The organism is Roseivivax halotolerans (assembly GCF_900115815.1).
In the GTDB taxonomy this organism is placed as follows: Bacteria; Pseudomonadota; Alphaproteobacteria; order Rhodobacterales; family Rhodobacteraceae; genus Roseivivax; species Roseivivax halotolerans.
This window is the reverse complement of the sequence record NZ_FOXV01000008.1, coordinates 122,895-141,930: the sequence shown is the minus strand read 5'-3', so window position 1 is coordinate 141,930 and position 19,036 is coordinate 122,895. Positions and strand designations below refer to the sequence as shown.

Below are 19,036 nucleotides of genomic sequence, written 5' to 3'. Positions count from 1 at the left end.
GTCGCATCGAGGCCCGGAATTGCCGGGTTACGGTGGCGACATGCGCGGCGCTTCTCTATTGACGGCCGCAACCACGCTGCCAGCAGGAACCGCCCATGGCCTCTGAAATCCGCCTTGCCTTCTCGCATCCCGCCGAGCGCGCAATCGCGACCGCCGGAGAAGACCCGCGCGATCGCATTTCCCTGCGCGATCATGTGCGCGGGGTCGAGATCGGCGCTTTCCAGGCAGAGCGCGGCACGACGCAGCGGATCTGTTTCAACGTCGTCGTCGAGGTCCGTCCGCTCGCGCAGCCCATCGACGACGATGTCGACCGCATCCTGTCCTATGACCGCGTGACCGAGGCCATCGCCTACGAGCTCGACGCCGAGCGGCTCAATCTACTGGAGACGCTGGCCGAACGCATTGCCGAGCGGATCCTCTTGGAACCCCAGGCATTGCGCGTCTTCATCCGGATCGAGAAACTCGATCGTGGGCCGGGCGCACTTGGCGTCGAAATCGTTCGCTCCCGCAAGGAGCTTGGCTCGCGTCTCGACGAACGCGCGAGCGAGCAGCCGCATCCGCGCGTCGTCTTCTTCTCGAATGCCGCCATCACCGATCCGCGCCTGACCCACTGGATCGACCAGGCGCTCGAGGGCGGCGCCCCGCTCATTCTCTGCGTCGGCCCGCACGGGATGGACCTGCCGCGTGTCGATCATCCGCTCGTGCAGCGCCGCATCGACCTTCTCGCGATCGAGCAGAACGGATGGTGCCTCGCCGCGCGCGATCCACGCGCCAAAGTTGTCGCCACCCGCACGGAGCTCGACTGGGCGATGAAGAACGGCCAGGTCAGTATCTGGGCCCCCTCTAAAATCGTTCTCGACGCGACCGAGGGCCCCACGGGCAAGACGCGCGACTCGGTCGGCCTCGCGGTCTGGTTCGCAGACCAGCTCTCCGCCCGAGAACTGGTCCTCGTCGGAGCAGAGACAGCGGCCGAAGGCGAAGTCCCGGTGATCTGCAAGCCCTTGGCTGATCGGGTTTTCTGAGCGTCGCCAAGGTCACTTGTCAGACCTGTCTGGCTCTGGCACTTCGCGTCGCATGGACCTCTGCTACCGCCCCCTTCTATCGACGGACCCGGCGAGACCGACAGGCGCGATGCAGCTTGCCGGCACGTCGCTCTGGTTCACGCATGTGGAAGAGCGGCGGCGCGGCGCAGAGCCGATTTTGCGCGAGGCGCGCACACTGCCCGAGGAGTGGGCGGACGGATTCACCCGGCCGCGCGCCCCTATCGCGGGCCTCAGCCTCGCGATGCCGCGGATCATGGGCATTCTCAACGCAACGCCCGACAGTTTCTCAGATGGCGGCCGTTTCGATGCGCGCGAGCGTGCCGTGGCGCATGCCCGCGCAATGGTCGCGACGGGAGCGGATATCGTTGATATCGGAGGCGAATCCACGCGGCCCGGCGCAACGGAAGTGCCCGCGCCCGAGGAAATCGCGCGCGTCCAGCCTGTCATCGAAACGCTCGTGGGCGATCTCGGCGCACCGATCTCCATCGACACGAGAAAGGCCGATGTCGGCGCGGCCGCGCTCGAGGCAGGCGCGGTGATGCTCAACGATGTCTCGGGGCTCGAATTCGATGCGGGCATGGCGACGCTCGCCGCATCGACGGGCGCGCCGATCTGCGTCATGCATAGCCAGGGACGCCCGGAGACGATGCAGGACGCGCCGCACTACGAAGACGCAACGCTCGACGTTCTGGGCTTTCTGGCCGAGCGGGTCGCACGGCTCGAAGCGGCAGGATTGCCGCGCGAGAAGATCGTCATCGACCCCGGTATCGGCTTTGGAAAAACGCTTCCGCACAATCTCGAACTGTTGCGGAATATTGCCGTTTTTCACTCTTTGGGCTGTCCGATCTTGCTAGGCGTGTCCCGAAAGGGCTTTATCGGAAAGATTTCAGGGGAAGCCGCGGCAGATGCCCGGGCTCCGGGCTCGATCGCGGTGGCGCTGGCCGCCGCATCGCAAGGGGTTCAGATTTTTCGGGTGCATGACGTGGCAGAGACCGCGCAGGCCTTTTCGCTCTGGCGGGCAATGACGGGACAGGATTGATGACACGCAAACTCTTCGGAACGGATGGCGTTCGAGGCACGGCGAACACGTACCCGATGACTGCCGAGCTGGCGCTGATGATCGGCGCAGCGGCGGGCCGGTATTTTCGTAACGAGCATAGCGGCGTCCACCGCGTCGTGATCGGGAAGGATACGCGCCGCTCCGGCTACATGTTCGAGAACGCGCTGACCGCTGGTCTGACCTCGACCGGTATGAACGTGCTTCTCCTGGGGCCGGTGCCGACCCCGGCGGTCGGTCTACTGACCCCTTCGATGCGCGCCGACCTCGGCATCATGATCTCCGCGAGCCACAATCCCGCCGAGGACAACGGTATCAAGTTCTTCGGTCCGGACGGCTTCAAGCTGTCGGACGAGGCAGAGCTCGAGATCGAGGCGCTGGTCGAGGCCGGTGCGAAACCCGCCCAGGCGCATAACATCGGCCGCGCGCAGCGTATCGACGACGGCCGCTTCCGGTACCAGGAACGTGTTAAATCGAGCTTCCCTCCGGGCATGCGCCTTGACGGAATGAAGGTGGTGATCGACTGCGCCAACGGAGCCGCGCACCGGGCCGCACCGGAAGTCCTTTGGGAGCTTGGAGCGGACGTGATCCCGATGGGGGTCTCGCCAAATGGCTACAACATCAACGACGGCTGCGGCTCGACCAAGCCGGAGGCCGCCGCGCGCCGCGTTCTCGAGGAAGGCGCCGACGTGGGCATCTGCCTCGACGGCGATGCGGACCGCGTGATCCTGATCGACGACAAGGGCCGCGTGGCCGATGGCGACCAGATCATGGCGCTGATGGCCGCCCGCTGGGCCGAGGAGGATCGCCTGCGTGACGGCACGCTGGTGGCGACGGTGATGTCGAACCTCGGGCTCGAACGCTACCTGACCGCGAAGGGCCTGAAGCTCATGCGTACCGGTGTCGGCGACCGCTACGTCGTGGAAGCGATGCGCCAGGGCGGCTGGAACCTCGGCGGTGAGCAATCGGGCCATATCGTCATGACCGATTACGCCACCACCGGCGACGGCCTCATGGCCGGCCTGCAATTTCTCGCGGAAATGGTGCGCTCGGGTCAGCCCGCGCATCGACTGGTCGAGACCTTCGACAAGGTGCCGCAGCTTCTCAAGAACGTGCGCTTCGCTCCCGGCGCGACGCCGCTCGACCTGCCGCAGGTGCAGAGCGCGATCGAGATGGCTGAGGCGTCGCTCGGGCAGAAGGGCCGCCTGTTGATCCGCAAGTCGGGCACCGAGCCGCTGATCCGGGTCATGGCCGAGTGCGAGGACGAAGGCCTTCTGAGCCAGGTGGTCGACGGGGTCGTCGCCGAGATCGAAAGCGCGGCCTAGGCGGCTCGCCGCCGCCAGCGTCCGAGCAACAAGCGACGCAACGCGCGACCCGATAGGCCGACCAGCGCGGTCAGCATGCCAAAACCGATCGCAGCGAAGCTCAGCCCTTCGAGGCTGAGCGGCATCGCCGGCACATAGTCGGACAGCGTCCGCCGCGCGATCTCGCGATCCATCACGGCTGGCGCCATGCGCGCGCGTTCGAACGGACCGGCCCCTTCGAGCGCCGCGAGATCCTCCCTTAACCGATTATAGCGCGCGAAGGTGCTGCGAAGGGTTTCCGCCCGCCGCGCGCCGAACACGCCGCCGGTCGCAAGCTGCGCCAGCGCGGTCTCCCGGTCGAGGCCGACCACGGCGGCGTCGATGTCGAATTGCACGACGATCAGGGCAAGCTCGTCCACCGCGCCGCCAAGGCGCTGGCGGTATTGCTGAGAAAACTCCGGAAATTGCGACGCCCCGGCCGCGCCGAGAAGCCCGGCAGAGATGGCGAGGGCTCGCAGGATCACGGCGCGCCGCCTGCCATCAGACCTTGCGCGCGTAGATCTGACCGATCCGTGTGACGGCCTGTTCGGGTGGCATCTCCTCGCTCTCGCCGGTGCGGCGGCAGGTCAGCTCCACCACGCCGTTCTTGAGACCGCGCGGACCGACCGTGATCCGCCAGGGCAGACCGATCAGGTCCATCGTGGCGAACTTGGCCCCTGCCCGTTCGTCGCGGTCATCATAGAGCGGCTCGAGCCCCATCGTCACCAGACTGTCATAGAGCGCCTGACAGGCCGCGTCGGCCTCTTCGTCGCCCTGCTTGAGGTTCACGATCCCGGCATGGAAAGGCGTGACGCCTTCGGGCCAGATGATACCCTTGTCGTCGTGGCTGGCTTCGATGATCGCCCCGACGAGGCGGCTGACGCCGATGCCGTGGCTGCCCATGTGCACGGGTACGCGGTTGCCGTCCGGGTCCACCACATTGGCGCCCATCGCTTCGGAATACTTGGTGCCGAAATAGAAGATCTGGCCGACCTCGATGCCGCGCGCCTGGCGCTGACGATCTTCAGGCACCTTCGCGAAAAGCTCGGGATCGTGGGTCTCGTCGGTGCGGGCATAGCGCGACGTGAATTCCTCGAGCACCGCGCGGCATTCGTCATGGCTGTCATAGTCGATCTTGCGGTCGCCGAATTTCAGATCGGTGATCTCGCTGTCGTAGAAGACCTCCGACTCGCCCGTCTCGGCCAGGACCAGGAATTCATGCGTGTCGTCGCCGCCGATGGGCCCCGAATCCGCGCGCATGGGGATCGCCTGCAGGCCCATCCGCTCATAGGTCCGCAGGTAGCTCACGAGGTGGCGGTTATAGGCGTGCAGCGCATCCTCGCGTGTGAGGTCGAAATTGTAGCCGTCCTTCATGAGGAATTCGCGGCCCCGCATCACGCCGAAGCGCGGCCTGCGCTCGTCGCGGAATTTCCACTGGATGTGATAGAGCGTCATCGGCAGATCGCGATAGCTCGAGACGTGGCAGCGGAAGATGTCGGTGATCATCTCCTCGTTGGTCGGCCCAAAGAGCATGTCCCGCTCGTGACGGTCGCGGATACGCAGCATTTCAGGCCCGTAGGCATCATAGCGACCGCTTTCACGCCAAAGGTCGGCCGATTGCAGCGTCGGCATCAGCATCGGGATATGGCCCGCCCGCCCCTGCTCTTCGTGCACGATCGCCTCGATCTTCCTCAGGATCTTGTAGCCGAGCGGCAGCCAGGAATAGATCCCCGCGGAGGCCTGCTTGATCATGCCTGCGCGCAGCATCAAACGGTGCGAGACGATCTGCGCCTCGGAAGGCGTCTCTTTGAGGACGGGCAGGAAGTAGCGGGACAGGCGCATGTAAGGCTCTCCGGACGGCGTTTCGGTCTTGCCCGAGGTGTAAGCGCGCCCCGGACGAGGCACAAGGGATGAGGCATAGCGCCCAGAGGCGTGCCGCCCTCTTGAACCTGATGGGCGCGCGGGCGATGAAGAGCAAACGGGTTTAGCGAGGCACAGATGGTTCTGCCGGTTCGGGAACAGTTGAAGTACTGGGGGATCGCCTTCGTGGTCCTCGCGGTGATCCTGTGGTTCCTCGGCGACGTGCTGCTGCCCTTCGTTCTGGGTGCCGCGATCGCCTATTTCCTCGATCCGATCGCTGACCGGCTGGAAGCCTTGGGTTGCTCGCGCGCCTTGGCGACGGCGATCATCACGATCTGCGCGGTTCTGATCTTCGTATTGATGGCGCTGCTGGTGATCCCGACGCTGGTGCGCCAGACCGGCCAGCTCATCGAGGTCGCGCCGGAGCTGACGCGAAACCTGCAGACCGCGCTGGCGAACCGTTTCCCCGAACTTCTCTCGGAAGACAGCGTGGTGCGCGATACGCTCATGCAGGTCGGCCAGACGGTGCGCGACAAGGGCGGTCAGCTTCTGCAAACGGCGCTGACATCGGCTGCGTCGCTCCTGAACGTCGTGCTCTTGTTCGTCATCGTGCCCGTGGTCGCGGTCTACCTTCTGCTCGACTGGGACCGGATGGTCGCTCGCGTGGACGAGCTTCTGCCGCGCGAACATGCGCCGGTGATCCGGCATCTCGCGCGGGATATCGATCATGTCCTGTCTTCCTTCGTGCGCGGCATGGGCACGGTATCGCTCATCCTCGGCGTCTATTACGCCATCGCGCTGATGCTGGTGGGGCTGCAATTCGGGCTGGTCGTCGGAGTGATCGCGGGCGTTCTGACCTTCATTCCCTATGTAGGCGCTATCGTCGGCGGCGTCCTCGCCATCGGGCTGGCGCTGTTCCAGTTCTGGGGCGACTGGATCTGGATCATCGCGGTCTGGGCGATCTTCCAGTCCGGCCAGTTCATCGAGGGCAATTTCCTGACGCCCAAGCTCGTCGGTGACAGCGTCGGCTTGCACCCGGTCTGGCTTTTGTTGGCGATGTCGGTCTTCGGCACGCTCTTCGGCTTTGTCGGCCTTCTGGTCGCCGTGCCGGTCGCCGCGGCCATCGGTGTCGTCGCCCGGTTCCTCGTGTCGCGCTACAAATCCTCGCGGCTCTACCTCGGCTCCGCCGGACCCTCCGAGGACTGAAGATGGCCCGCCAATTGCCCCTCCACCTGCCCGCGCGCACGGCGCTCGGGCGCGGCGATTTCTTCGTCACCGAGGCGAACGCGCTCGCCGTCGCGCAGATCGATAATTGGCGCAATTGGCCGTCGCACAAGCTTGTCCTGTCGGGACCGCCGGGATCGGGGAAGACACACCTCGCCCATGTCTGGTCGGCCGAGAGCGGCGCGCGCCTTCTGCAGGCCCGCGCTTTGCCGCGCGAAGATCTGCCCGCGCTCGCCCAAAGCCCCCTTTGCATCGAGAATGCCGACCGTGTCGCGGGCGATGCGGAGGCGGAGGAAGCCCTCTTCCATCTGCACAACCTCGCCGCGGCGGAGCGGCAGCCGCTTCTCGTGACGGCGGCAAGCCCACCGGCCCGCTGGGGGCTCATCCTGCCCGACCTCGCCTCGCGGATGCAGGGCGCGGAGATCGCCAAGCTGAACCCGCCGGACGAGCTTCTCCTGGCTGGCGTGCTCGCCAAACTCTTTTCCGACCGGCAGATCACGCCGGGGCCGGACGTCATTCCCTATCTCATCACACATATGCCGCGTGCCTTCGCGGCCGCAGGCGAGATCGTGGATGCGCTCGATGCAAGGGCCTTGGGCGAGAAGCGCGCGATCACGCGGCCACTCGCGCGGGCGGTCCTCGAAGAAATGTCTGGGGATGAGCGGTCCCGCGACCTACCCTCGTCACAGGACTGATACACAGCCCACATATGCGAGAGCTCATGAGCAATGCAGATTTCCTGAAGGCCGAACGGCCTGAGCCGACCGTGATCGAGGGCTTCGATCCCGAGGGCCCCGACCGCTATTTCAACCGCGAGCTTTCCTGGCTCGGCTTCAACTGGCGCGTCCTTGAAGAAGCCGAGAACGAAGCGGTGCCGCTTTTGGAGCGGGTGCGCTTCTTGTCGATCTCTGCCTCGAACCTTGATGAATTCTACACGGTGCGTGTCGCGGGTCTGCGTGAGCTGGCACAGGCGGGCAACACGACGCCCGCAGCCGACGGGCTGACCCCGGCCGAGCAACTCGTGAAGATCAACGAAGATGCCCGCAAACTCATGGCGCGCCAGCAGGAAGTGCTCTCGAGCCTGCGCGACATGATGGAAGCGGAAGGAATTGGCATCCTGTCACGAAAGGATCTCAGCAAGGCCGACAAGGAGGCTCTGTCGAAGACGTTTCTCGACCAGATCTTCCCGATCCTGTCACCGCTGGCAATCGATCCCGCACACCCGTTCCCATTCATCGCCAATATGGGCTACTGCCTTGCGGTCGAGCTCGAGCGGCGCAAGGACGGCAATATTCTGAAGGCGCTTCTGCCGATCCCGTCCCAGATCGACCGTTTCGTGCGGCTTCCGGCGGGCGAGCGCGACCATCGCTTCGCCTTCGTCGAGGACGTTCTGCTTCTGCATATCGACAGCCTGTTCCCGGGCTATGTGCTGAAAGACCATTTCGGCTTCCGCGTGCTGCGCGACAGCGATCTCGAGGTCGAGGAAGAGGCCGAGGATCTCGTGCGGGAATTCGAGGTCGCGCTGAAGCGCCGGCGCCGCGGCGAAGTCGTGCGCCTCACGGTCAGCGCCTCCCCGCCCAAGGGCCTGCGCGACATCGTCATGCGCGAGCTGCACGTCAAGGAAGACGAGGTGATCGAGCTCGAGGGCATGATCGGTGTCGGCGACACCAAGGAGCTGGTCCTCGACCAGCGGCCCGATCTGCTCTGGCCGCAATTCACTCCGCGCGTGCCTGAGCGGGTGCAGGACCATGACGGCGACATGTTCGCGGCGATCCGCCAGAAGGACATGCTGCTGCACCACCCCTACGAGACCTTCGACATGGTGGTGCGCTTTCTCAACCAGGCGGCGCGCGACCCCGATGTGGTGGCGATCAAGAACACGCTCTACCGCACCTCCAAGAACTCGCCCATCGTCGAGGCGCTTTGCGAGGCCGCCGAAGACGGCAAGTCCGTCACCGCATTGGTGGAGCTGAAGGCCCGCTTCGACGAGGCGGCCAATATCCGCCAGTCGCGCCGGCTGGAGCGCGCGGGCGCTCACGTTGTCTACGGCTTTCTCGACTGGAAAACCCACGCCAAGATCGCGACTGTGGTGCGCCGAGAGGGCGACAAGCTCGTCACCTATTCCCATTGGGGCACAGGCAATTACCATCCGATCACCGCAAAGATCTACACGGATCTGAGCTTCTTCACCTGCGATCCCGCGCTCGGGCGCGATGCGGCGAAGGTGTTCAATTACCTCTCGGGCTACGCCAACCCCGAAGGGCTTGAGAATCTCTCGATCTCGCCTCACACGCTGAAACCCAAGCTCCTCGAGATGATCGCCGCCGAAGCCGAGCACGCGCGCCGGGGCCGTCCGGCGCAGATCTGGGCCAAGATGAACTCGCTCATCGAAGCCGACATGATCGACGCGCTGTACGAGGCAAGCCAGGCGGGCGTGAAGATCGATCTCGTCATTCGCGGCATCTGCGGGCTGCGGCCCGGCGTTGCGGGCCTATCCGAGAATATCCGCGTGAAATCCATCGTGGGCCGTTTCCTCGAACACAGCCGCATCGCCTGTTTTGGCAACGGGCACGGCCTGCCGCACGAGAAATGCCGCGTCTTCATGTCCTCGGCCGACTGGATGGGCCGCAATCTCAACCGCCGGGTCGAAACGCTGGTCGAGACGCACAATCCGACGGTGAAGGCGCAGATCGTCAGCCAGATCCTGGCGGCGAACCTTGCGGATGTGGCGCAAAGCTGGGTGATGCAGCCCGACGGGCATTTCGTGCGTGCCGCGGTCGAGGATGACGAGACTTTCCGCTTCTCCTGCCATCGATTCTTCATGGAGAACCCCTCGCTTTCGGGCCGCGGGACCGCAGGCGCGTCGGATGTTCCACAGTTGACGCACCGTTAACGTTTGACCTCGGAGCCCGGCTCGGTCAGGTTTCCGGCACTTCAGACGGCTTGGACAGGGCGCGCCATGAATGCACTGCACGACCCCGATCATCCCGATTGGGGCCCGTTCGGGAGACCGCTTTTCGCCGATCCGGATGTGCGCGCTCTCAGTCGCGTCGGCGTGGTCGATATCGGTTCGAACTCGGTCCGGCTCGTTGTCTTTGACGGCGCGGCGCGCAGCCCGGCGTATTTCTACAACGAGAAGATCATGTGTGCGCTCGGTGCCGGTCTGTCCGAAAGCGGGCGGCTCAACCCCGAGGGCCGCAAACGCGCGCTGTCGGCCCTGAGGCGGTTCCAGCTTCTGGCGCGGGGCATGGGCACCGAGCTGACGGCCGTCGCGACCGCCGCCGTGCGCTCGGCCACCGATGGCCCCGATTTCTGCGAGGAGGTCAAACGCGAGACCGGGCTCGAGATCTACGTGATCGACGGCGATGAAGAGGCCCGCCTCTCGGCGCAGGGCGTTCTTCTGGGCTGGCCGGGCTCCTACGGCCTTGTCTGCGATATCGGCGGCTCCTCGATGGAGCTTGCGGAAATTTCCGGGGGCCGTGTCGGCAAACGCGTCACCTCCGACCTCGGGCCGCTCAAATTGACGGACATCAAGGGCGGCAAGAAGGGCCGAGACGCGGTCATCAAGAAGACCCTCACCGAGATGAAGGACGTGATGGGCACCCAGAAGGACCGTCTATTCCTTGTCGGCGGCTCGTGGCGGGCCATCGCACGGATCGACATGGAGCGGCGGAACTACCCGCTGCACGTGCTTCACGAATACCGAATGGACGCCAAGGCCGTCCGCGAGACGGTGAAGTACATCCAGAAGGCGGACCTTGAGGAGCTTCGTGGAAAATGTAGCATCTCCTCGGCGCGGATGTCGCTGGTGCCATATGCCGCCGAAGTTCTTAAGCGTCTCGTCCAGACTTTCGCGCCGAAGGACATCGCGGTTTCGAGCTACGGGATTCGCGAGGGCATGCTTTACGAGCAGATGCCGCAGAAGCTGCGCGACCGCGATCCGTTGATCGAAAGCTGCCGCTATGCCGAGGCGAAAGACGCGCGGCTGCCGGGATATGGCAAGCGGCTTTACACCTTCGTCGAGCCATTGTTCCAGGGTGCCAAACCGGCCCGTATCCGCATCGTCAAAGCGGCCTGCCTGCTGCATGACGTCAGCTGGCGCGCGCATCCCGATTACCGCGCCGAGACCGTTTTCGACAATGCGACCCGCGCCAATCTCGGCGGGCTAAAGCACGAGGAGCGGGTGTTCCTCGGCCTGTCGCTGCTGCACCGTTACCGCAACAAGCGCGAAGGCACGCGGTTCGAGATCCTCGCGCCCATCCTCGACGAGGCCGGGATCAGGGAAGCCGAAGTTCTCGGCAAGGCGATGCGCTTCGGTGCGATGCTCTGGATGTCCGAGGATGAGACCGGCGCGCGGCTGACTTGGCAACCCCGCAAGCGCCATCTGACGCTGCACCTGACCGAGAAAGCCGCGCCCCTCTTCGGCGAGGTGGCGGTTGCGCGATTCGACAGCCTCGTGAAATCGCTCGGTGCGACTTCGGAAGTCCGGACGGGCTAAAGCTCGATCGACTCGCCTGGGTCGGCCTCGGGCATGGCGTCCAGTTCCTCGGGCGTCTTGCGGCGAATGATGATGTCGCCGTTCTCGAGGATCTCGGGCGGGTGGTAGTTCGACCAATCCTCGACCTCTTCCAGAACCTCGCGCAGCGCCGGCCCCATTTCAGCGACGAAATCGGACAGGGCAGGCTCGATCCCTTCCATGATCCGGCGCAGCTCGTCGAAGGCGGGCTCCGCCTCCTGCATAAGCCCGTCGAAGAATAGCTGCATACCCCGCTCCATGAGCGAGAAGCCTTCGCCCTCTTCAGCCTCCTGTGCGGCAAGCGGCGCGGAGGTAAGGCACAGGGCGGTGATGGCGGCGATGAACTGTTTCATGTGGCGGAATATACCTGCGACGCGGCGTATTCCCAAGATCAGAGATCGAGATCGAGCGTTACGGGGAAATGATCCGACGCAGTCAGAAGCGCCTCGCGCATCGTCAGATCGGCATAGCAATCCGGATCGTCGAACGGGTGCCAGATCCGCCATCGCTTCGCCCTGCCGCGCAAGGCGGGCGAGACGAGAATGTAGTCCAGAAGCGCCTGGAGGTAGCGATGCTCCTCGGCGATGTAGAACCGTGCGGTCGAAGGCTGCGCGCCGACCTTCTGAGACAGAGCCTCATCCGCATGGGGGTCGAAGAGCGCATCCGCGCCCGTCCCCATGACAATCTCGACCGAGGAGCGCCCGAACAGTGCCTCGAACTCATCGAGCCCCGGCCCGTCGTTGAGATCGCCCATCACGGCGATCGGCGTCCCCGCGGAGAGATGGGCCGCCACCCGCCGCCTCAGCCAGATCGCCTGCGCGAGCTGCTTGCGCCGATTGGCGATGGAGAGCCGCATGACGTCATCCCGGCTCCGCGCACCATGCGGCGCTTTCGATTTCAGATGCGCGCCGATCAGCCGCATCTCGAACGCGCCATCCACGGTGAGCGCGATTTCCAGCGGAGGCTTGGAGAAGGTCACATCGTCCGAGGTCGCATCGATATCGAGGTCAATGTGAAAGGTCCGGTCGAAGCGCGGCGCATCGTCCGCTTCGGCGGGGCTATGCTGCGCGGTGATGCGGGCCGGATCGTAGAGAAACGCGATCTCCTGCTGCGTGTCGTTCGCAAAGCCGATCATCGCCCGCCCCGCGCGAAGCCCGGCATGGTCCGCGAAATTCTGCAAAGCCGCGACGCTGTTGCGTCGACGGTTCATGTCGGGTGCCTCGATGACCATGAGTCCGTCCGCATCAAGCGCTTGGAACACCTGCGTCAGCGCGGCGATCTGATCCTTGCGCGTCACATCGCGCCGGCCCGACCACTCCTCGTCGTTCAGAAGTTGCCCGTGATCATCGAAAAGCCCGTCGAACCACTCCACATTGTAGGTGGCGAGACGAAGCACGGGGTCAGGCCGCGTGCTTGCCCGAGATTTCCTCCCAGGCGCGGTTGATGGCGACGAGGCGCTTCTCGCTCATCTTCACGGCTTCCTCGGGCAGCCCGCGCGCGACCATGCGGTCGGGATGGCTGTCGCGGACAAGGCCGCGCCATGCGCGCCGGATCTCGTCCATCGGCGTTTCGGGATCGACGCCGAGAATGGAATAGGGGTCGGGCTCCTCTCCGGGCACGTAGCGCGAGCGGATCGCCCGGAAGCGGTGGTCGGGCAGATCGAAAATCCGTGCCACTTCCGAGAGAAACGCGTCTTCCTTCGGATGATAATCGCCGTCCGCGATGGCGATATGAAACAGCCCCTCCATGAGATCGCAGAGCACCGTCTTGTCCTCTCCGAACATGTCGGCGATGCGGCTGGCATAGTCGCGATAGCCTGCCACGTCCGTGCGCGCGAGGTTGAAGACCCGCGCTGCGCCCGGCTCATCCTCGGGCGCGATATGGAAGACCTCGCGGAACGCCGCGACTTCGGAGCGTGTCACCTGCCCGTCCGCCTTGGCCATCTTCGCCGACAGCGCGATGACCGCGATGGTGAACGCGACAGAGCGTTCGGGCGGCGTGCGCAGGCGCTCGAAGACGGAGGCAAGGCTTTCGCCTTTCCTGAGCGCGGCCAGAGCTTCGGATATGCGGGACCAGATCGACATGCGTATTCAACCTAGAGCAAAGGGCTCCCGCTGTCAGGCGGCGTATCGAGCATTTTCTGCATGAAGATCAGGTCAATGCGCCGCCCGAACTTGAGGCCGGCATGCCGGATGCGGCCTGCCTCTTCGAAACCTATCGCGCGATGAAACACCAATGCGGCATCATTCTCGGCGCTCAGACCGCCGATCAGCGTGCGGTAGCCTGTCGCACGTGCCTGCGTCTCGAGCGCCTGCATGAGAGACCGGCCCAAACCCTGCCCGCGTGCATCGGGTGCCAGAAGCACTGTGTGCTCGGCCGTGCCACGATAACCCGGACCGGCGCGGAACTGGCCGAAACTTGCGAAACCGGCGAGACCGGAGCCATTCTCGACCACCAGGAAAGCCTCGGCGCGCAGAGCGATCAGGTCAGCAACCTCTGCATCCCTCTTCTCGTCGCTGGTGAAGGTGACGGTCGTCTCGCGGATGTAATGGTTCCAGATCACCCGGATCGCACCGGCATCGTCCCGCTCTGCCGGGCGGATCTTCACCGTAGCCACCGGACCTGCCCTGCTTTCTCAAAACGCGCGGCAAGACCCGGCGCGTCAGTCTCGAACCGAACCAATGGCGAATCAAGATGCGGCGCAAGGCGCGCCTCGAGGCGCTCCGCGTCGGGATGCGCCACGACGAGCTCGCTCAGCGCCCAGCCCGAGGACGTCAGCCGCGCCCCGGCTGGGGGCTCGCTTTTCCATTCGATGAGCGCGGGAAAGAGCCCGTCCCAAGGCAGCATCCCGTCGTCGGGCACCGCCATGATCCAGGCCAGATCGCCCCGTTCGAGGGCCACGGGCCGCCCGGCCTCGGGAAGCGCCGCAAGCGCCTCATCCATGTCGTCAACCCGAACCACCCATTTGTCGAGCCGCGCGGCACCGGCGAAGCGGTCGAGCCCGAACCAGCGGGGCCGCCCCGGATCGCCCGCTTCGGGATCGATTGCGATAGCCTCGAGATACAGTGCGTCTTCGAGGCCCAACAGGCGATTATGCGTGGCAAACGTCGCATGCTGGCCGCCCGGACCCATCGGCGTCTCAAGCGCCGTCTCACAATGCCGCGCCGCGTCTTCCAGCGTCACACCAAGCACCGCGATATGATCGAGCTGCATTTTCACCGGCCTTTGAACAGACCGCCAAGGATACCGCGGACAATGCGGCGGCCGGTCGTGCCTTTGAGTTCCTTCACCACGGCCTTGGTAAGGGCCTCGCCGATGGTGTCGCTGTGCCGGGAGCGGCGCGTCGGGCGCGAGGTCGACCGCTCGACCCGGCTGCCCGAATAGCGGCGGGCGGCCTTGTATTCACGCTCCGCCGCTTCGGCTTCCTCGGCGCGGCGCTCCTCGTCTTCGGCGGCTTCAGCGGCCTCCGTCGCGCGATCCCGCAGCATCTCGTAGGCCGAGGCACGGTCCAGCGTCTTGTCGTATTTCAGACCAAGATCGCTCGCGTTCAGGATCGCGCGCCGCGCCGCGTCGGAGATCGGCCCCAGACGCGAGGATGGCGGGCGGATAAGCGTGCGCTCGGCCACGCCGGGCACGCCCTTCTTCTCTAGCATCGAGATCACGGCCTCACCAACGCCGACCTCGCGGATCGCATCCTCGATCTCGAAGCGCGGATTTTCGCGGTAGGTCTCGGCAGCCATACGCAGCGCCTTGCGGTCCCGCGCGGTGAAGGCCCGAAGCGCGTGTTGGACGCGATTTCCAAGCTGGCCGAGGATGTCCTCGGGCACATCATCGGGGTTCTGGGTGATGAAATAGACGCCGACCCCCTTGGAGCGGATGAGCCGCGCGACCTGCTCGACCTTTTCCACCAGCGCTTTCGGCGCGTCCTCGAAAAGCAGATGCGCCTCGTCGAAGAAGAAGACGAGCTTGGGTTTATCCGGATCGCCCACTTCGGGCAGTTCCTCAAACAGCTCGGACAGGAGCCACAACAGGAAGGTCGCGTAGAGGCGTGGCGCGGCCATGAGCTTGTCTGCAGCGAGGATGTTGATCTGACCCCGCCCGGCTTCGCGCAAGCGTATAATGTCCGACAACTGGAGCGCCGGTTCACCGAAAAGTCGCGTGCCGCCCTGGTTGTCGAGCACCAGAAGCCGCCTCTGGATCGCGCCCACCGATTGCACCGCGATATTGCCATAACGCAGGGACAGCTCCTCTCGGCTCTCTCCAACCCAGACGAGCAGCGCCTGGAGATCCTTGAGGTCAAGAAGCGGCAGACCCTGCTCGTCAGCCACGCGGAAGGCGATGTTGAGGATGCCTTCCTGCGCTTCGGTCAGCTCCAGAAGCCGCGAGATGAGAAGCGGGCCCATCTCGGCCACCGTCGTGCGGATCGGGTGGCCTTGATCGCCGAAGAGATCCCAGAACGTGACCGGGAACGCGTCGTAGTCGAAATCGTCGAATCCGATCTTGCCCGCGCGCTCGGTAAAGGCGCCGTGCAGTTTGGCCTCGGCGCTTCCGGCCTCGGCCAGGCCGGACAAATCGCCTTTCACGTCGGACAGGAAAACCGGCACGCCCGCGGCGGAAAATCCTTCGGCCAGGATCTGCAAGGTCACGGTCTTGCCTGTGCCGGTTGCACCAGCGATCAACCCATGCCTGTTGGCGTAATCAAGCTTCAACCACTGCTTGTCACCATAGCTTTCGCCGCCACCGCCGACGAATATCCCGTTCTCCATGCCCCGCCGCCTCGTCCTGTCCCCGGTACGGCGCGACCATACTTGCTTAACCTTTTGCTGTCAGTGTGAAAATTGTCCGGGCCGCATGTCCTCTTTGGCCTCGGACAGACTTCCTCCCTGTCAGACTGGCCGCGCCTCAGGGCGCGGCATTTTTCTTCGTAAATTACAAATAGATGAAACGCCGAATAAGCGGCGTTTTGCCTGTTGACGGGTGCGCGATCTAACCGTAGCGTCCGGGGCAATGACAAGGTCGGTCAGTCCGACGGGGAGAGACGGAAAAGAGGGCCCATCGGGCTCTCTTTTCTTTTGTGCGCGCAACGCCGCCGAAACCTGCCGGAACCGGCCCGAAGCGATGTGCTGTTCCCCCCTGACACTCCCGCGCACCCGTGCTAAGCGCATCGGCGACGCATCTCGGCCAATACGATGGAGCCCAGGACATGAAGACCACGCTGACGCAACTTTCCCTTCTCGCGCTGATCGCGGCGAGCCCGGCGATCGCCCAGGACACCACGACCGAGGACACGCCGGCCGAGGCCGCGCAAGCCGAAGACGCGGCACCGGCAGAGAATGACGCATCGGCCAGCGACGAGAGCACCTCTGAAGCACCCGCTGAAGGCAGCAGCGCTACGAGCGAGCTCTTCGATACAGGCGAGCCCGTGGGCGGAGAGACGCAAGAGGACAGCGCAAGCTATGTGCGCGAGACCAATGGCGACTGGGATATCCAGTGCCTGCGCGCCCAGGAAGGCGAAGACCCCTGCCAGCTTTATCAGCTGCTCGAGGATGAGGACGGGAATTCAGTCGCCGAAGTGAGCCTCTTCAAGGTCCAGGGACAAGGCCAGGCAGTCGCGGGCGCGAATTTCATCGTGCCGCTCGAAACGCTGCTCACCCAGAAGCTCACGATTGCGGTCGATGGCGGCCAGGCCAAGCGCTATGACTTCGCGTTCTGCGCGCAGCTTGGATGCGTGGCGCGCGTCGGCTTCACCGAAGCCGACATCAACCAGTTCAAGCGCGGAGCCGTTGCCAACGTGACGATCGTGCCCGCCGCGGCACCGGAACAGGAAGTCACGGTCGGCATGTCCCTGTCGGGCTTCACCGACAGCTACGATTCCGTCGAAGCGGCGCAGTAAGCGCCGATCGGCAAGCGAGATCGAGACGCCGCCGGGGATGATCCCGGCGGCGTTTTCATTCGGAGGCTCGGCCGAGACCGTCGAGCACCGCGCGGGCAGCCCGCTCACCGGGTGGCGCGCCCCCCTCGCCCAGACGCTCCATCGTCAGGTCCATCGCGCGCAGCTGCGCCTGCGGCTCTTCCAGAACCCTTTGAAGCGCCGGCGCAATGCGGTCTGGCCGGCAGTCGCGCCCAACGAATTCCGGCACCGCGCGGGTCTCCGAGACGAGGTTCACCAACGTGACCGTGTCGGTCAGAAGCATCCGTCCGATGATCTGCCGCGACAGCCAGTTCATGTCATAGGCGACAACCATCGGCGTACGCGCATGCGCCAGCTCGAGCGAGACGGTGCCCGAGGCCGCGAGCGCCACATCGGCGGCGGCGAGCGCGGCGCGCTTGGCCTCCTCGACGCGCGGTCCCTCGCGCGGATCAAGGACCAGCGGCTGATGAGGCCATTCGGAGACGGCCTCCTGGACCGCCCCCGCGACGCTGTGCGCGGCGGGCAGCACGAAGCGAAGATCGGGCCGGGCCTTGGCGAGCCGTGCGACGACCTCCCCGAAGACGGGCGCAAGGCGCTGGATCTCGGAGCGGCGCGATCCCGGCAAAACGGCGCAGAGAGGCGCATCACCGATCCCGTAGGTCAGCCGAAAGGACGCCTCCTCCGCCGCGCTCGCTTTGGGATCCGTTACGACCGGGTGGCCCACGAAATCGCAGCGCATCCCGGCGGCTTCCATGTAAGGCGGCTCGAACGGCAAGAGTGCGAGCACCTGGTCAACGTGGCGCGCCATCTTCTCCGCCCGGCCGGGCCGCCACGCCCAGACGGTCGGCGCGACGTAATGCACGATGCGAATGTCGGAACGCGCCTTCACCAGCTTTGCGAGGCGCAGGTTGAATTCGGGCAGGTCGATCGTGACGACGACATCGGGCTTGGCGTCGAGGATCGCATCGGCCGTCTCGCGGATACGTCGCTTGAGCGACCGATATTCCTTCAGGATCTCGCCAATGCCCATGATCGAGATCTCGTCCATCGGAAAGAGGCTGGTCAGCCCTTCGGAGAGCATGCGCTCCCCGCCGACACCCGAGAAATCGACCTTCTCGCCCGCGATGCCGCGTAGCCCCCGCATCAGCGCCGCGCCAAGCCGGTCGCCCGATGCCTCTCCTGCAATGACGAAGACCCGCATCAGCCTTTCGCCGGACGGGACCAGAGATAGAGGCCCGCCTCCTCCGCCCTTGCGAGCGTCGTCCGCTGGTCGAGAACGAGCACGCCACCCGCCTCGATCACGATCCCGGCGAGCCCGGCCGCCGCCACACCGCGCACCGTCTCGGGCCCGATCGCGGGCAGATCCGCGCGCCGGTCCTGCCCAGGCTTCGGCGCTTTGAAGAGACACCCCTGCCCGCCCTGCGGTTTGGCCGAGAGCCAGTCCGCCGCGCCGCCCAGCACGTCGTAGGCGGTGTCCATCATGAACGACACCGGATCGCCCCCGGCATCGCCTTGCGCCAGACGCGCGAGCATCGCATCGGTGCCATCCTCGCCTTCGCGGGCCAGAACCTCGGTGCCGCGGATCGCGCAGGCCTGCCCGAGATCCGCAGCGGCCATCTCCGAGAGCACGCGTTCTCCGACATCGGCTTCGGTATCCGCGATGGCGGGCGGATGCGTCGTGGTCGGAACGCCAGGAGGCAGCAGGAGCGCGGGCGCGGCTTCGTGCGCGGCGAGGATCGTCATCCCCGCTTCCTCGAAAAGCGCCATCACCACGCGCAGCGCCCCATCATCGCCAAGGGCCAGCGCCTCCTTGAGACGCGGCACCAGCGGCTCTGTCGGCGCATCGATGCGGGCCGGGTCGATCTGGGGCCGGTCGATACTGCCGCAGAGGCAGACCTCCCGCACGCCGCGCGCGCTGAAGGTTTCGATCAGCGTGCCGAGCGTCTCGAGCCGGAATGTCAGATCCGGCGTCACGCTATCCGGGGCATTGCCTTCGAGCGCGGCGACGAGAGGCTTTTCCACCCGCGCCGCGGAGACCGCGCCCGGCAACGCTCCGCGCCCTGCGATGAGACCCAGCATCGC

The 19,036-nt window shown here is 65.3% G+C and carries 18 protein-coding genes; 8 read left to right on the top strand and 10 right to left on the bottom strand.

Translation table 11 applies throughout. The annotated features are described in order from the left end of the window. Positions 1-95: 95 nt before the first annotated feature. The 3 genes from BM171_RS12495 to glmM all read left to right on the top strand — a co-directional run bounded on the left by BM171_RS12495 (position 96) and on the right by glmM (position 3,425). The gene (locus BM171_RS12495) at positions 96-1,022 is read left to right on the top strand and encodes a dihydroneopterin aldolase (RefSeq protein WP_093012762.1); all 927 of its coding nucleotides are present in this window, start codon (positions 96-98) and stop codon (positions 1,020-1,022) included. A gap of 109 nt (positions 1,023-1,131) precedes the next feature. Beyond that, on the top strand, positions 1,132-2,082 hold the full coding sequence (gene folP, locus BM171_RS12490) for a dihydropteroate synthase (protein ID WP_245760255.1): 951 nt from the start codon (positions 1,132-1,134) through the stop codon (positions 2,080-2,082). Next, positions 2,082-3,425 carry a phosphoglucosamine mutase gene (gene glmM, locus BM171_RS12485; protein WP_093012756.1) on the top strand — a complete coding sequence of 448 codons (1,344 nt, stop codon included), beginning with the start codon at positions 2,082-2,084 and terminating at the stop codon, positions 3,423-3,425. Before folP ends, glmM begins: the two co-directional genes overlap by 1 nt. Here the strand turns inward: glmM and BM171_RS12480 are convergent. Further along, on the bottom strand, positions 3,422-3,928 hold the full coding sequence (locus tag BM171_RS12480) for a DUF2937 family protein (RefSeq protein WP_093012753.1): 507 nt from the start codon (positions 3,926-3,928) through the stop codon (positions 3,422-3,424). The genes glmM and BM171_RS12480 overlap by 4 nt on opposite strands. A gap of 16 nt (positions 3,929-3,944) precedes the next feature. Beyond that, positions 3,945-5,285 (bottom strand): proline--tRNA ligase, encoded by a 1,341-nt coding sequence (proS, locus tag BM171_RS12475; protein WP_093012750.1) that lies wholly within the window; start codon positions 5,283-5,285, stop codon positions 3,945-3,947. A gap of 156 nt (positions 5,286-5,441) precedes the next feature. Here proS and BM171_RS12470 point away from each other — a divergent pair, with 156 nt between their 5' ends. The 4 genes from BM171_RS12470 to BM171_RS12455 all read left to right on the top strand — a co-directional run bounded on the left by BM171_RS12470 (position 5,442) and on the right by BM171_RS12455 (position 11,025). Beyond that, complete coding sequence (locus BM171_RS12470; RefSeq protein WP_093012747.1) at positions 5,442-6,509, top strand: AI-2E family transporter; 1,068 nt, start codon at positions 5,442-5,444, stop codon at positions 6,507-6,509. 2 nt (positions 6,510-6,511) lie between these two features. Then, positions 6,512-7,222: an HdaA/DnaA family protein gene (locus tag BM171_RS12465; RefSeq protein WP_093012744.1), complete on the top strand. Its 711-nt coding sequence runs from the start codon at positions 6,512-6,514 to the stop codon at positions 7,220-7,222. 26 nt (positions 7,223-7,248) lie between these two features. Beyond that, the gene (locus BM171_RS12460) at positions 7,249-9,420 is read left to right on the top strand and encodes an RNA degradosome polyphosphate kinase (protein ID WP_093012930.1); all 2,172 of its coding nucleotides are present in this window, start codon (positions 7,249-7,251) and stop codon (positions 9,418-9,420) included. A gap of 66 nt (positions 9,421-9,486) precedes the next feature. After that, positions 9,487-11,025, top strand: coding sequence for a Ppx/GppA family phosphatase (locus BM171_RS12455; protein WP_093012741.1), 1,539 nt, complete (start codon positions 9,487-9,489; stop codon positions 11,023-11,025). Here BM171_RS12455 and BM171_RS12450 read toward each other — a convergent pair. From BM171_RS12450 to BM171_RS12425, 6 genes are read right to left on the bottom strand one after another with little or no spacing between them, the layout of a single operon-like run. Continuing rightward, on the bottom strand, positions 11,022-11,396 hold the full coding sequence (locus tag BM171_RS12450) for a hypothetical protein (protein WP_093012738.1): 375 nt from the start codon (positions 11,394-11,396) through the stop codon (positions 11,022-11,024). The genes BM171_RS12455 and BM171_RS12450 overlap by 4 nt on opposite strands. Positions 11,397-11,434: 38 nt before the next feature. Beyond that, positions 11,435-12,439 carry an endonuclease/exonuclease/phosphatase family protein gene (locus BM171_RS12445; protein WP_093012735.1) on the bottom strand — a complete coding sequence of 335 codons (1,005 nt, stop codon included), beginning with the start codon at positions 12,437-12,439 and terminating at the stop codon, positions 11,435-11,437. Positions 12,440-12,443: 4 nt separating this feature from the next. Beyond that, positions 12,444-13,127, bottom strand: a complete 684-nt coding sequence (locus BM171_RS12440) for a molecular chaperone DjiA (RefSeq protein ID WP_093012732.1) — start codon at positions 13,125-13,127, stop codon at positions 12,444-12,446. An 11-nt stretch (positions 13,128-13,138) separates the two neighbouring features. Continuing rightward, on the bottom strand, positions 13,139-13,660 hold the full coding sequence (locus tag BM171_RS12435) for a GNAT family N-acetyltransferase (protein ID WP_342741995.1): 522 nt from the start codon (positions 13,658-13,660) through the stop codon (positions 13,139-13,141). Next, positions 13,648-14,256, bottom strand: coding sequence for a VOC family protein (locus BM171_RS12430; protein WP_093012727.1), 609 nt, complete (start codon positions 14,254-14,256; stop codon positions 13,648-13,650). The genes BM171_RS12435 and BM171_RS12430 overlap by 13 nt, the downstream gene beginning before the upstream one ends. Before the next feature lie 2 nt (positions 14,257-14,258). Further along, entirely contained in the window at positions 14,259-15,809 is a 1,551-nt protein-coding gene (locus BM171_RS12425; RefSeq protein ID WP_093012724.1) for a helicase HerA-like domain-containing protein, read from the bottom strand. Positions 15,810-16,246: 437 nt separating this feature from the next. Between BM171_RS12425 and BM171_RS12420 the strand changes: the two genes are divergently transcribed. Beyond that, complete coding sequence (locus tag BM171_RS12420) at positions 16,247-16,936, top strand: invasion associated locus B family protein (RefSeq protein WP_093012721.1); 690 nt, start codon at positions 16,247-16,249, stop codon at positions 16,934-16,936. A 55-nt stretch (positions 16,937-16,991) separates the two neighbouring features. On the opposite strand, the gene lpxB is transcribed toward BM171_RS12420, so the two are convergent. Both lpxB and BM171_RS12410 read right to left on the bottom strand, forming a co-directional pair. Continuing rightward, entirely contained in the window at positions 16,992-18,155 is a 1,164-nt protein-coding gene (gene lpxB / locus BM171_RS12415) for a lipid-A-disaccharide synthase (RefSeq protein ID WP_093012719.1), read from the bottom strand. Next, complete coding sequence (locus BM171_RS12410) at positions 18,155-19,033, bottom strand: LpxI family protein (RefSeq protein WP_093012716.1); 879 nt, start codon at positions 19,031-19,033, stop codon at positions 18,155-18,157. The genes lpxB and BM171_RS12410 overlap by 1 nt, the downstream gene beginning before the upstream one ends. Between the last annotated feature and the right edge of the window lie 3 nt (positions 19,034-19,036).